Raw genomic sequence first — 13415 nt, 5'->3', positions numbered from 1 at the left:
GTAAAAACCTTCACGAATGAAGTTTTTCACTCCCTGTAAACAGTCGGCGCATCTTAACCGTGCGGCGGACCTTTTTCACGTGATCAAGCGAATCAGTGCTGACAGCCCGGACAGTAGAAGCTGCTTCGGCCCGCCTGCACCATACGTTTAACCCTGTTTGCACACCTGAAACACGGGGCGCCTTCACGGCCGTAGACCTGAAAACGATGCGCGAAGTATCCCGGTTTACCATCCGCTTTGACGAAGTCGCTAATGGTGCTTCCACCCGCCTCGATAGCCTCCAGCAACACCTGTTTGATTGACACAGCAAGTAACGCAAGTCTCTTTTCCGAAATCCGTCCCGCCGCCCTGGCCGGATGGATGCCGGCGCGAAACAGCGATTCAGCGGCATAGATGTTTCCCACTCCGACCACCGTTGCCGCATCCATGATCACAGCCTTGATCGGCGCTTTTCTGCCGTTGCAGGAAGCCGCCAGAAAGTCACGGCTAAACGAATCACTGAGCGGTTCAGGGCCAAGCCGTGCAAACCACGGGTGCCGATCAAGTGTCGCGGCGTCGAGCAGCCCGGCATACCCGAATCGGCGCGCATCGCGGTAGCGCAGGCTCTGGCCGTCATCCAGATCAAGACGCACATGTTCATGCGCCCCTTTTTCACTCTCCTGGGAGAGCAGATGAAACTGACCGGTCATGCCGAGATGCCACACCACTGTTTTACCACCCTCAACCTCAAACAGCAGATATTTCGACCTTCTGGCGACGCCCATGATCTTCCGCCCGATCAGTTCTGACAGATCCGGCAGCGGATATCTAAGGTTCTTTCGATAGGCGGTGACCCTTATGATTTGTCGATTCTGCAGCAGTGGTGCAAGCCCGGATCGCACCGTTTCCACTTCGGGCAGCTCAGGCATCCAATCTTCTCATCAGGCTCTTGCTGGAGATAACACGGTCGATAAACAGGATACCGTCAAGGTGATCGACCTCATGCTGTATCACCCGTGCCTCAAATCCGGTCGCATTCAGGGTCTGCCGTTTGCCGTGAATATCGTTGTAGCTGATGCGGATGCGCTTTGCCCGTTCCACCATGCCAACCCAGTCGGGTACGGAGAGGCAGCCTTCACGACCCAGCGACTCCCCCTCTCTGGATTCGATATGTGGATTGGCCATATAGAGCAAGCCATGATGCTTACAGGGTCGCAGGCTTGCACTGCAATCCACCACCACCAGCCGCTGGTTTATGCCCACCTGCGGCGCTGCAATGCCAACCCCGCCTGGACCAGCCCGCATGGTGACCTCAAGCCTCTTGAAAAGAGCCTTCAGCGCATCATCAAAGGATGAGACGATCCCGGACATGGCCCGAAGCCGTTCATCCGGATGTTTCAGGATTTCAAATTGCACAGCTACTGCAAGCTTCGATCAGAGAACGGCGTCATCCAGGGTGTGTACTTCGACATCGATATCGAGATCGCCTGCCACGTTTTTCATTGCCGACTTCAGTGCCTTTGACTGGCTGCCGGCAACCACCTCAAGCACCATCAGGTAAACGTCGCCATCATCGGATGCCTTCGATCGCGTAGAGACATCGACGATCGAAAAATTCAAAGCGGCCAGCGCATTGGTCACCGCATGCACGATTCCGACAGTATCGGCACCGTGAACAGTAATAACATGATCCGGCTCCAGCGCCTGGCTTGACGCCTCCTCATCGCTGATCACCTGTGACTGGACCGTAAGGCGGGTACGCTGCTCAAGCTCCGCCAGCGAGGCCTTCAATTCGCTGATACTGCGATCTTCCGGAAGCTTGACGATCATCATCATGGTGAAGCGACCGCGCAGGGCAGTCATCGAAGAGTCCTCGATATTGGCCTTCAGATGCAGCATCGATTCGGCAACATCACGAACAATGCCGGGACGATCATGACCTGAGATGGAAAGTAGTACATTCGACATAGCTGCCCCCTGAAACTTTGGCACTCAGGCTATGAGGCCGAACGATTTAATTCAATTCGATTTCTTGATTGTTCTCAGACAGAGAAAGATACACCGCAGCCACAACTCCCTTTCTGGTTGGGGTTGTTGTAAACAAAAGCCGACGAGAGCATATCCTTCTGGAAGTCGAGCCTGAGGCCGGTAAGCGCCCTGGTATAGGATTCAGCATCAACATAGAGCGTAAAGCCGTCGAATGCCGCTTCAATATCCCCTGCAGCCGGGCCATCCACCGTATCCATAACATATTCCAGACCTGAACAGCCAGCCTCTTTGACAGAGAGCCTGAGTCCCGCTTTTCCTGCAGCAGCAACAATTTCGCGGATGCGGGCCTGAGCCGGTTGCGTCAGTTCAATATCCATTTTCCCCACCTCTGTTTACGTGAATAGCATCAGGCAGTGATGCCTGCCATGCCTTTAAGCCGCTTATCAGCGCCAACCAGTGCTTCAACCAGCGCCAGCGCATCTTCACGGCTACTGTCGGGAGCAAAGCTGACACGCAGTGAGCTTCTCGCCTTAAGCTCGGAGTACCCCATCCCCAGCAGCACATGCGAAGGCTCGCGCTTGCCGGATGAGCAGGCCGAGCCGGATGCTACGGCAAAGCCGGCCAGATCCAGCTGCATCAATAGCGTCTCACCATCCAGCCCCGGCAGAATCACCAGACTGGTATTGGGGGTGCGCACTGCGCATTGCGACACCACTTCGACATAGGGCAACTTTTCAACCAGCTCGGCCTCGAAGAGGTCGCGTACCGGTCTGCATACACTGAAATCAAGCTGGCCGAGGGCTGCTGAAAAGCCTGCGATAGCCGGCACATTCTCGGTGCCGGAGCGACGTCCTCGCTCCTGACCTCCGCCCGGCGTCAGCTCTTTGAGCCTCACGCCGCGGCGCACCAGCAGGGCGCCCACACCTTTGGGGCCGCCGATTTTGTGTGCAGAGATACTCATAAAGTCGATACCGAGCTCATTGAACCTGAGCCTACCCTTGCCGAGCATCTGAACCGCATCGACAAGCATCGGTATGGATCTGTTGCGGCAGAGAGCTGCCACCTCTTCAACCGGCTGCAGGGCACCACTCTCGTTATTGGCATACATCATGCAAAGCAAGCGGGTCTCGTCATTGATAGCTGCCTCAACGCTATCGGCCGTAACCACGCCGTCCCTGTTCGGGCGGAGCTTCACAAGTTCCCACTCCGGGTTGGCTGCCACAAACGTCTCCAACGGGTTAAGGATTGCAGGGTGTTCGATGGCGGTCGTAACGATGCGCCCGGGATTCGCCGTGGAGAGTACACTGTGAATGGCAATATTATTCGCCTCGGTGCCACCTGATGTATAGACGACACTACCCAACTCGGCGCCGACAAAGGCGGCAAGAGTGTCCCTGGCATCATCTACGATGCGGCGTGCGGCGCGTCCTGCCCAGTGCAGGCTGGAAGGGTTTCCTGGCGCAGCGGTTGCTGCCTGAACCATCGCCTCCAGGCTTATCGGCAGCTGCGGATATGTGGCATTACAGTCAAGATATCGATGCAATATTCACCTTCGTCTCATGCGTTTCAGGCTGCGGAATATAGTTGCGCACGTCGCCCAGTTCCACATTGTCGAGCAGCACATTTTCGCTGCAAACCTGTTCCAGGCTGACCGCATCCAGAAAACGGTAGATATGCTGACCGAGCGACTCCCAGAGCTGGTGGGTGTCGCAACGGTTACCGCGATGGCAGCCGCGCACGCCGTTCTCGCACATGGTCGTACGTACCGGTTCATTCACGGCCCGGATAATGTCGGCAATCGAAATATCGTCCGGATCTTTGGCAAGCAGGTAACCGCCACCCGGGCCACGCACGGAACGAACCAGACCTGACTCACGCAGACGCCTGAACAGCTGCTCAAGATAGGAGAGGGAGATAAACTGGCGCTCGGAAATGGCTGCCAGCGTGACAGGGCCCCCGGCCTGCTGCTTGTTGAGATCGACCATGGCCGATACAGCATAACGTCCTTTGCTTGTTAATCGCATATAAACCTCCAGATACAATACCCGCGTAAAAGTGTCGGATATTATAAACCAGACCCTTTTAGTCAAGTATTAAACGCAAATGAATGTTATCTGATAAGTCAGGATGCGATGACGGATTCTGAAATCAGATGCCGCCGCCGAGGAAACGCTCCAGCTTCTCCTGTTCGCTCAGACGATCCTTCTCGAGGTCATCGGATGCCTTCGCTTCATTCCCCTTGGCGTCCGGATGGAAGGTGTCGATACGTGCGTTCACATCATCGATCATCTTCAGCACATGGCCGAGCGCCTCGGCAACCGGGTTGGCCAGCAGATGGTGATCAAGATTGATTTTACCGTCCTCGATCAGCGATTCGGTAGTCGCCACGACGGTGCCCGGGATGCCGACCACGGTTGAATGCTCCGGCACATCACGGAATACCACGGAGTTTGCGCCGATTCGCGACTGCTGGCCGATGGTAATGGCACCGAGCACCTTGGCGCCGGCGCCGACAATCACACCATCACACAGCGTTGGATGGCGCTTGGTCTTCTCCCAGGTTGTGCCGCCCAGTGTCACGCCATGGTAAAGCGTCACATCGTCGCCGATTACCGTGGTTTCTCCAATCACAATACCCATGCCGTGATCGATAAAGAAACGCCGGCCGATCGTGGCTCCCGGATGAATCTCAATACCGGTCAGAAAACGTGCGATATGCGAAACAAAGCGGCCCAGCCAGAAGAGATTGCGCCGCCACAGCGCATGGGCCAGGCGATACATCCAGATGGCATGCAGGCCGGGATAGCAGGTCAACACCTCCCACGAGGATCGGGTCGCGGGATCACGGTCGAATGCTGTACGGATATCTTCTCTGATTGCGCTCATCATGGCGCAATATTATCACAAATTTTTGTCAGTGCCTTACCCGGTGCGGCAACACTCCACAGCATGCCTGCGGCAAGATGTTCTTCTGCCCAGCCGGAAACCTCATCAACCCCGACTGCCCTGATCTTCTCCAGCCACTGTATGGGAGAGAAAAGCAGGGGCTCATCAAGCCGGCCGCCGAGATAGAGCATCTGCCCCTCGACGGAATCCAGCCCCATCCTCAACTGCACCTCAAGCTGCTTGCGGGCCCGCTCGACCTCATGTGAGGTGATGCTGGCAGGAAATTCAGCCAGCAGCTTTGAAAGCAGCGACACGCACTCAGGCGCACGTTCAGGCTCAAGTCCGCAGCTCAGCGACCATGTGCCGACATCGCTGAGCGAGTTCAGGTGCGAACCGACACTGTAGGCGAGTCCGCGCTTCTCACGCACCTCACGAAACAGCCGGGAACTCATGCCGCCGCCGAGCACCTGATTGGCAAGCCACGCTACCGGTCTTGCATCCGACGCTGCTGCCAGGCCTGGCACTGAAACCACGATCTGTGCCTGCTCCCCATCCCGCTTCAGCGCCTGCACACCCGTTGCCATTGCAGCAGGTTTCTTCCTGCTTTCCGTGCCGCCGGATTTCCGCCAACCGGCTGCAGCTACGGCGTCGACCAGATCCTGATGCGCAATATTTCCTGCTGCTGTAATCAGCATACGCGGCGGGCAGTACCACCTGTTAAGAAATGCGGCGAGATCATCGTCAGAGAGTGACGCCAGCGAATCATGTGAACCGAGCACCGGCAGACCGATGGAGTCATCCGGAAAGAGTGCTGCCACATGCTGGTCAGTCACCCACTCCTCGGGAGTATCATCGACCATCGCCATCTCGGCATAGATGACTTCGCGTTCACGCCGCCACTCCTCTGCGGGCAGCGCCGGCTCCTGAACCATGGCAACCAGAATATCCAGTGCCTCGCGCCACTTCTCATGCAGCACATGCAGATGGAAACAGGTGCGCTCCCGTGAAGTATAGGCATTGGCATTGCCACCCAGCTCATCAAGTTTCTCGGCAAGCTGATGCACATCCATCTCTTTCGTGCCCTTGAACAACATATGCTCGAGCGCATGCGTAATGCCAGCCTGTGATTTCAGTTCATCACGACTGCCGACATCGATAAATATCCCGAGTGCGACACTCTGGGCAGCAGGCATATGGTGACTTAACACAAGCGGTCCACCGGCTACCTGTGTCTCATGGTAAAAATCGGATTGCATCATCGCATTCAATCTTTGTATCCTTAAATAGAAAGAGGCAGGCATAAAGCCCGCCTCTTTCCGGTTTGTCTCAGATGCATCAGCTCTCGGCGTTGTCGTCGAGAAGTGCCTTCATGGAGAGACGGATACGGCCGTTTCGATCGACATCCAGTACCTTCACACGCACTTCCTGACCTTCGGAAAGCTCATCGGCAACCTTATCGACACGGTGGTTGGCAATCTGTGAGATATGCACCAGACCGTCAGTTCCGCCGACAACGCGTACGAATGCGCCGAAGTCCATCAGCTTCACAACCTTGCCGGTGTAGATCGCACCGACCTCAACCTCGGCCACGATATCCTCGATCATCTTCTTCGCCTTTTCACCGGCCTCACCGGTGACCGCGAAGATCTTGATCGTGCCGTCATCTTCAAGATCAATCTTGGCACCGCTCTCTTCAACGATACCACGGATCACCTTGCCGCCGGCACCGATCACTTCGCGAATCTTGTCCGGATTGATCTTCATGGTAATCATGCGAGGGGCATGGTCGGCGATGGAACCGCGCGGTGCATCAATGCACTTGGCCATCTCATCAAGGATGTGCATACGGCCTGCATGTGCCTGACCGAGAGCCTCACGCATGATCTCACGGGTCAAGCCGCCGATCTTGATGTCGAGCTGCAGCGTGGTAACACCATCGCGGGTACCGGCCACCTTAAAGTCCATATCGCCCAGATGATCTTCATCACCGAGGATGTCGGTCAGAACGGCATAACCATCCTTCTCGAGGATCAGGCCCATGGCCACGCCTGCAACAGCTGCCTTGGTAGGAACACCCGCATCCATCAGCGCCAGCGAGGTGCCGCAGACAGAAGCCATCGAAGATGAACCGTTGGACTCGGTAATCTCGGAAACCGAACGGATCGCATAACCAAAATCATCCATGGCTGGCAGTACAGCTTCGATACCACGGCGGGCAAGGCGACCGTGGCCAATCTCGCGGCGTCCCGGAGGTCCGAAGCGACGCGCTTCACCCACAGAGTATGGCGGGAAGTTGTAGTGCAGCATGAAACGCTGCTTGGCCACACCTTCCAGCGACTCGGTCATCTGCATGTCGGACTCGGTTCCAAGCGTGATGGTAACCAGTGCCTGGGTTTCACCACGTGTAAACAGGGCGGAGCCGTGCGTGCGTGGCAGTACGCCAATCTGACAGTCAATGGCACGAACCTGATCGGTTTTTCGGCCATCGATACGCGGGTTGCCATCGATAATGGAGCGGCGAACCACATCCTTCTCGAGGTTCTTCATGGCAGAGCTCACATCGTTAGATGTAAACTGGCCCGGATTCTCTTCAGTACCTGCCAGCTGGGTCTGTGCGGCTGCACGGAATGCTTCGATCTTGGCTGCGCGGGCAGATTTGTCGACGGTTGCATAGGCATCACGAACATCGGCTTCAAATGCAGCTTTGACAGCCTCCTTCACCGCATCGTTTCCTGCCAGTTCAACTACAAGCTTCTCTTTACCGGCAACCTTCACCAGCGCTTCGATCGCATCAAGAACCGGCTGGTAGCCCTCCTGACCGAAGATGATCGCATCGATCATCTGCTCTTCAGAAAGCTCTTTCGCTTCAGACTCGATCATCAGTACCGCATCGCGTGTACCGGCAACAATCAGGTCCAGCTTGGACTCTTCCATCTGCTCATAAGTCGGGTTCAGTACGAACTCGCCATCGATCAGGCCAACACGGGAAGCGGCGATCGGCTCGGCAAATGGCACATCGGAAATGGAGAGTGCAGCAGAAACGCCGTTAATCGCGATGATATCAGGGTTGGTGCTTTCATCGGCTGAAACAACAGTCGCAATCACCTGAGTCTCATGAAAGTAGCCTTTCGGGAAGAGCGGGCGGATCGGACGGTCGATCAGGCGGGAGGTGAGTGTCTCCTTCTCTGAGGGACGGCCTTCACGCTTGAAGAAACCGCCGAGAAAACGGCCGGCTGCGTATGTTTTTTCCTGGTAGTGAACAGTCAGTGGCATGAAATCCACGCCCTGCAGTGGCTGTTTGGCAGCAGTTGCAGCAACGTGAACAACAACGTCGCCGACCTGAGCCAGAACCGAACCACCGGCCTGACGGGCCACGCGCCCTGTTTCAAATGAGATTGTGCGGCCACCAACTTCGGCCTGGGTAGTCTTTACATCAAACATTATATATTCCTTTTAATCGCACATGCCCTTGGCTTGGATAGAACCGACAAAAAGAAAAAAGGCGGCCCACAAGGGGCCGCCTCAATGTTTCTTAGCGACGCAGTCCCAGACTTTCGATCAGGGTGCGATAACGGCCGAAATCCTTATTCTTAAGGTAGCCGAGCAGGTTACGACGCTGGCCGACCATTTTCAGCAGGCCGCGACGGGAGTGGTGATCTTTATGATGGTCTTTAAAGTGACCGGATAACTGATTAATACGTGCAGTCAGCAGAGCAACCTGCACTTCAGGGGAGCCTGTATCGCCTTCGCTGCGACGGTACTTCTCGATAATTGTGTTTTTTTCTTCCAGCGCCAAAGACATGAACGTTGTTACCTCTTTATTTCTTTCCTTTTCATTAGGGCGGCGAACAATAGCGACAGCGCAACAGGCATGCAATTATTTATTACATCTCCGAAAAGATGGTTCTAGCTACCCTTTCGGACGCATCAGGTTGGCGATCACTGCAGCACCGACCGAATCACCGAATACATTGACCGTGGTCCGGCAGCGGTCAAGGAACCAGTCAATGGCCAGAATCAGGCCGATCCCCTCCAACGGCAGCCCGACAGCCTCAAGCACGATCACCATCGTCACCAGCCCCGCTTCGGGTATGCCAGCAGCCCCGATCGCAGCCATCGTGGCCGTTAACAACACCAGCATCTGCTGACCGAAGGTAAGATCTATGCCGTAGGCCTGGGCGATAAAGAGCACCGCCACCGCCTCATAGAGGGCGGTACCATCCATGTTGATAGTCGCCCCCAGCGGCAGCACAAAACGGCGCGCCTTTTTATCGACACCGGCCATTTTCACCCCTTCCATGGTAAGCGGCAGCGTCGCACTCGATGAGGCGGTAGAGAAAGCGGTCATCAGCGCCGTTGCCATATGGCGCAGATATTCGAGGATGGCGCGGCGCGCCAGCAGCATAAGCAGCACAGAGAGCACCACCATGTGCGAGAGCAGCCCCGAGATCACGGCCGCCGCATATTTGGCCAGCCCGGCCAGCTGGGCGAAAAATGCCTCGCCACCGCCTGCCGAACCGAGCTTGGAGGCGATCAGCGCAAAAACGCCGACCGGCGCAAACACCATCACCCATTCGACAATCTTCATCATCGCCTCGTTCACCCCTTCGAAGAAGGAGAGCACAGGCTGCCCCCGCTCGCCTAGGGTGGAGAGCCCCGCCGCAAAGAGCATGCAGAATACGATCACCGGCAACAGTTTGAGATTAGCGGCAGCATCGATGATATTGGGGTGCACCAAGGAGAGAATCAGGTCGGTGATACCGACATCCCCCGCCTTCGGCTCGGGCGCTTCGCCACCTGCGGTCAAATCTACACCAACACCCGGCTGCCAGAGGTTGGCCATCATCAATCCGATGGAAACTGCAATCAGCGTGGTAACGGCATAGTAGGCGACCGAGAGGCCACCCATGCGGCCGAGTTTTCTCACATCACCCAATCCTGCCACGCCGGTGATAATGCTTGCTGCCACCAGCGGGATAATCAGCATTTTGAGCGTGGTGAGAAATAGCTCTCCAAGCCAGGCCACCGACTCCATCGCTTCGCCCCAGACATATCCGGAGATGCCGCCAGCCACAATGGCTGCCAGCATGGCAAACAGGAGCCTGTTCTCAACGACACTTCTCAAGACACTTCTCCCATGTCAAAACTGTTGTAAACATCGGCCACGCCATCCGGCATGCAGACCAGCAGGATATCGCAGCCCGCCTCTCTGGCCTCGCGTGCCGCATGCAACACATCCTCGCCAACCCCTTTCATGCAGAGGTCATCGCTCCAGATTTTGCCATCGAATCCGAAGCGCTGGCGCAACACCTCCTGCAACCAGAAGGGGGAAAGTGTCGCCACCCGGTTCTCCACTTCGGAGCAGATCACATGCGCGCTCATCACGTGTTTCATACCCGCTTCGATCAGGCGTGCGAATGTCTGCGCCTCCCGAATCAGCAGGTCCAGAGATGCCGTCACCTCGGGCACCGCCACATGTGAGTCGGCATTGGCGCGGCCGTGACCCGGGAAATGTTTGCCCACCCCCTCGATACCGGCATCGCTTAGGCCCCGCATGCACGCCTCACCAAGGGCTGTGACTATTTCGACATCCCCTGAATAGGCGCGCTTGCCGATAATGGCGTGACCACTTTCGTGGAAAAGATCGAGGTCGGGGGCGCAGTTGTGGGTGAAGCCGAGCGCTTTCAGCGCCTTGCCGACCACAAGGTTATCTTCGTAAACCGCCCTCTTTGCCGCTTCTGGGTCGGTGAGATAGCGCTCGCCATATTCGGCGGGGTGGCGGCGACTGTTGAATGGCGCCCACGGAATGCGGTTGACCCTGCCCCCCTCCTCATCGATTGCAGCCCATGTATCGGCTCCGGTGCAGCTGCGTACATCATCCAGCAGCGCCGTTACCTGTTCGGGACTTTCGATGTTGCGGGCGAAGAGGATCACCCCCAGCGGCGGCCACCGCTTCAGCCACGCCCGCTCCTGCTCGGTGAGCAGGGTGCCCTCCAGCCCAATCATCAGCTGTTTATGCATCATATCAAATAGACTCCCCGTAAGCGCTCGCTTGGCATAACCACAATACAACCTGTCTCATCACTGCACGACAAGAGCAAATCCCCTAATCCGGCGCGTTAGTATAACAAGGTGTTCACCTGGCCCTTAGTTCGAGCCCTGCTCAGGAATACTGTTGAGACTAAAAATAAATCGTTGTGAGTGGCGGATTCCGGCCATCTCCGGCCCTTCGTTCAATTTGATTAAATTGTGCCATACCTAAACAAGCGCCTCCATAGCCACTTTCTCTCCCATCAGGGAGAACAGTTTCATCTTTTCCCAAAAGGGACTATATTCAACATATCCACTATGGGAATGAAGGGGCTCAGGCTCCAATCGGGAGATTGCTATGAGCGAAGATATTCAAAAGGTGTACGACCGGCTGGTGCAACTTGAGCTGGAAGTTAAAAACCTGCGCGAAGGCTATGTCATTGTGAACACGCGCTATACCGATTCACTGGCTGTTCTGAAAGAGCTGACCAACCAGGCAACGGTCGCTGCCAAGCGCGCCTCGATAGCTGCCACTAAATCGAAGGACGCAGCGGCTCGCGCTGCAATAGCCGCCAAAGAGGCGGCAGTCCATGCTGTCGTTGAGGCAGCAGAAGCGGCAGCGGATGCTGCTGCCCAGGCGGCGGAAGCTGCGGCGGAAGCTGCGGCTGCAGCTGCAGCTGCTGCATCAGCGGCGGCGACCGCCGCGGCACACCAGGCTGAGGAACTGGCCAAGAAGCTGTCGGCAGAGGCGGCAGAATCTTCGCGGATTGCCGTCGAAGCGGCTGCCGAAGCGGTCAAGCTGGCCAACGAGGCGAACCAGTCTGCCCGTGGGGCGAATAAACAGTCATAACGGGATACACATCATTGTGAAGGCGAACAAATACACGAGTGCCATTATTGATAATGCCCGGAATGCTTTTGTTAGTATGGATATCCAGGGAAAGATTTTGGATTGGAATCCTAAAGCAGAGCGCCTGTTTGGATTCAGTCATGATGAAGCAGTTGGCAGAAATCTGACTGAAACCATTATCCCGCCTGAACTTAGGGATGCACATACTGCAGGGCTTAAGCATTACCTTGAGACGGGCGAGCATAAAGTTCTCAACCAGCATGTGGAAATTAACGCGTTGCACAAGAATGGTTCAATTGTTCCAGTGGAACTGACCATTGTTCCCACTGAGAGTGATGATGAACCCATCTTCATTGCTTTTATTCGTGATTTGACGGAAAGAAATGAGGCCAGTGAACATCTTAAAGAGTCTCTTATACGTATAAGGAAAGGTCTTATAGGAACAATTCAGGTCATTTCAAATGCGGTTGAGTCCAGAGACCCTTATACCGCCGGCCATCAGCTGCGCGTAGCAAAACTGGCCAGAGCCATTGCCCAGGAGTTGGGGCTGGATGCGGAGGTGATTGAAGGCGTACGAATGGGGGCAATCATTCACGATATCGGCAAGCTTCACCTGCCGGCCGAAATCTTGAGCAAGCCAGGGAATCTGACCGAGCTTGATACAGTCTGGTTAAGACCCATTCGGATGAGGGCTTCAATATTCTGAAAGGTATCGAGTTCCCCTGGCCGGTGGCGGATATCGCCCACCAGCATCACGAGCGGCTGGATGGCTCCGGCTATCCGCAGGGGTTGAAGGGCGAGCAGATTTGCCTGGAAGCCCGCATCGTGGCGGTGGCCGACGTGGTCGAGGCGATGTCGAGCCATCGACCCTATCGCGCCAGTTTGGGCATCGACCGGGCATTGGAGGAAATCCAGAGGGGGCGGGGCACAAGCTACGATGCCGATGTGGTTGATGCCTGCCTGAAGCTTTTTGCACAAAACAGGTTTGCCTTTGCCTGATTGATGGGCGAATAACGGTATGGAGGCTTGTATGGACAAGGAAACAGAAGCATTACAGCTAAGGCTAGTAGAAATGCATCAGGAAATTATGAACCTTCGTGAAGGTTATCGCATCACGAGCCAGCGCTATACGGACGCTATAGCCTTGATTCATAACCATGCTAAGCAAGCGGAGCAAGCTGCAAAACAAACAGCAGAGCGGGTGAAAGAGGCTGCTAAAAAAGCTTCAGATGCAACCGAATTGGCTGCCCAAATTGTAGAGATTGCAGCCACCCTCGCACAAGATAAGGCTGAGGAGCGCGGCCGCGTGTTATTGGACAAGGTGAAATTATTTAAAGATGTTGCAGAAGCGTTAAAAGCGCATATCGCAGAAGCTGCACATGTTGCGCTAGAGGCTCAAACAAACTCCGCCCTGGCGGTTAAGGCCGTGGCAGATTCAGCGGCGGAAGCGGTAGCTGATGTGGCAGTATCTGCAGCAGCAGCAGCAGAAGAATTAGAGGCAGACATAATGAAATCAAGCCACGGAAACTGACCAATTTGCATTTCACATTTGTCCAGCGAAGGGCCGTTCATGGCCGACTATCGCCTGTGGCGACCGGCAAGATGCGGCCAACTCTAGACATTGGGAGTTAATGTATTATGCCCTCGAATTATGATCTCATTGATCCTCAGCTAAGCAGCA

General features: G+C 55.7%; 16 protein-coding genes. 4 read left to right on the top strand and 12 right to left on the bottom strand.

The genetic code is table 11. The features are described from left to right. Window positions 1–92: 92 nt before the first annotated feature. The 12 genes from mutM to nagZ all read right to left on the bottom strand — a co-directional run bounded on the left by mutM (window position 93) and on the right by nagZ (window position 10878). Complete coding sequence (mutM, locus tag Ga0123462_RS01510; RefSeq protein ID WP_100264676.1) at window positions 93–908, bottom strand: bifunctional DNA-formamidopyrimidine glycosylase/DNA-(apurinic or apyrimidinic site) lyase; 816 nt, start codon at window positions 906–908, stop codon at window positions 93–95. Next, window positions 901–1395, bottom strand: a complete 495-nt coding sequence (gene def, locus Ga0123462_RS01505; protein WP_232726494.1) for a peptide deformylase — start codon at window positions 1393–1395, stop codon at window positions 901–903. Before def ends, mutM begins: the two co-directional genes overlap by 8 nt. Before the next feature lie 18 nt (window positions 1396–1413). After that, entirely contained in the window at window positions 1414–1947 is a 534-nt protein-coding gene (locus Ga0123462_RS01500) for a glycine cleavage system transcriptional repressor (RefSeq protein ID WP_100264675.1), read from the bottom strand. Window positions 1948–2021: 74 nt separating this feature from the next. After that, a complete protein-coding gene (locus Ga0123462_RS01495) occupies window positions 2022–2345 on the bottom strand; it encodes a HesB/IscA family protein (protein ID WP_100264674.1) in 324 nt (107 codons plus the stop codon). A 29-nt stretch (window positions 2346–2374) separates the two neighbouring features. Continuing rightward, window positions 2375–3511, bottom strand: a complete 1137-nt coding sequence (locus Ga0123462_RS01490) for a cysteine desulfurase family protein (protein WP_100264673.1) — start codon at window positions 3509–3511, stop codon at window positions 2375–2377. Then, a complete protein-coding gene (locus Ga0123462_RS01485; protein WP_100264672.1) occupies window positions 3495–3992 on the bottom strand; it encodes an Rrf2 family transcriptional regulator in 498 nt (165 codons plus the stop codon). The genes Ga0123462_RS01490 and Ga0123462_RS01485 overlap by 17 nt, the downstream gene beginning before the upstream one ends. 124 nt (window positions 3993–4116) lie before the next feature. After that, window positions 4117–4857 carry a serine O-acetyltransferase gene (gene cysE, locus Ga0123462_RS01480; RefSeq protein WP_100264671.1) on the bottom strand — a complete coding sequence of 247 codons (741 nt, stop codon included), beginning with the start codon at window positions 4855–4857 and terminating at the stop codon, window positions 4117–4119. Further along, the gene (locus tag Ga0123462_RS01475) at window positions 4854–6113 is read right to left on the bottom strand and encodes a M16 family metallopeptidase (protein ID WP_232726671.1); all 1260 of its coding nucleotides are present in this window, start codon (window positions 6111–6113) and stop codon (window positions 4854–4856) included. Before Ga0123462_RS01475 ends, cysE begins: the two co-directional genes overlap by 4 nt. Before the next feature lie 76 nt (window positions 6114–6189). Then, the gene (gene pnp, locus Ga0123462_RS01470; protein WP_100264670.1) at window positions 6190–8295 is read right to left on the bottom strand and encodes a polyribonucleotide nucleotidyltransferase; all 2106 of its coding nucleotides are present in this window, start codon (window positions 8293–8295) and stop codon (window positions 6190–6192) included. Between the two features lie 91 nt (window positions 8296–8386). Then, window positions 8387–8656 carry a 30S ribosomal protein S15 gene (gene rpsO, locus Ga0123462_RS01465; RefSeq protein WP_100264669.1) on the bottom strand — a complete coding sequence of 90 codons (270 nt, stop codon included), beginning with the start codon at window positions 8654–8656 and terminating at the stop codon, window positions 8387–8389. Between the two features lie 108 nt (window positions 8657–8764). Beyond that, window positions 8765–9943, bottom strand: coding sequence for a dicarboxylate/amino acid:cation symporter (locus Ga0123462_RS01460; protein WP_100266424.1), 1179 nt, complete (start codon window positions 9941–9943; stop codon window positions 8765–8767). 32 nt (window positions 9944–9975) lie between these two features. Beyond that, window positions 9976–10878, bottom strand: coding sequence for a beta-N-acetylhexosaminidase (gene nagZ, locus Ga0123462_RS01455; RefSeq protein ID WP_198507358.1), 903 nt, complete (start codon window positions 10876–10878; stop codon window positions 9976–9978). Window positions 10879–11242: 364 nt separating this feature from the next. On the opposite strand from nagZ, the gene Ga0123462_RS11435 reads away from it, so the two are divergent. The 4 genes from Ga0123462_RS11435 to Ga0123462_RS01440 are packed head-to-tail and all read left to right on the top strand — an operon-like array spanning window position 11243 to window position 13265. After that, window positions 11243–11734 carry a hypothetical protein gene (locus Ga0123462_RS11435; RefSeq protein WP_198507357.1) on the top strand — a complete coding sequence of 164 codons (492 nt, stop codon included), beginning with the start codon at window positions 11243–11245 and terminating at the stop codon, window positions 11732–11734. Between the two features lie 16 nt (window positions 11735–11750). Further along, a complete protein-coding gene (locus Ga0123462_RS11510) occupies window positions 11751–12440 on the top strand; it encodes a PAS domain S-box protein (RefSeq protein ID WP_198507356.1) in 690 nt (229 codons plus the stop codon). Beyond that, window positions 12401–12733: an HD-GYP domain-containing protein gene (locus Ga0123462_RS11555; RefSeq protein ID WP_198507414.1), complete on the top strand. Its 333-nt coding sequence runs from the start codon at window positions 12401–12403 to the stop codon at window positions 12731–12733. Before Ga0123462_RS11510 ends, Ga0123462_RS11555 begins: the two co-directional genes overlap by 40 nt. Window positions 12734–12764: 31 nt before the next feature. After that, window positions 12765–13265, top strand: a complete 501-nt coding sequence (locus Ga0123462_RS01440; RefSeq protein ID WP_100264667.1) for a hypothetical protein — start codon at window positions 12765–12767, stop codon at window positions 13263–13265. Window positions 13266–13415: the final 150 nt, after the last annotated feature.

Source organism: Mariprofundus ferrinatatus, from assembly GCF_002795825.1.
GTDB lineage: Bacteria > Pseudomonadota > Zetaproteobacteria > Mariprofundales > Mariprofundaceae > Mariprofundus > Mariprofundus ferrinatatus.
The sequence above is the reverse complement of the archived record's forward strand: the minus strand, read 5'-3'. Positions and strand labels throughout refer to the sequence as shown.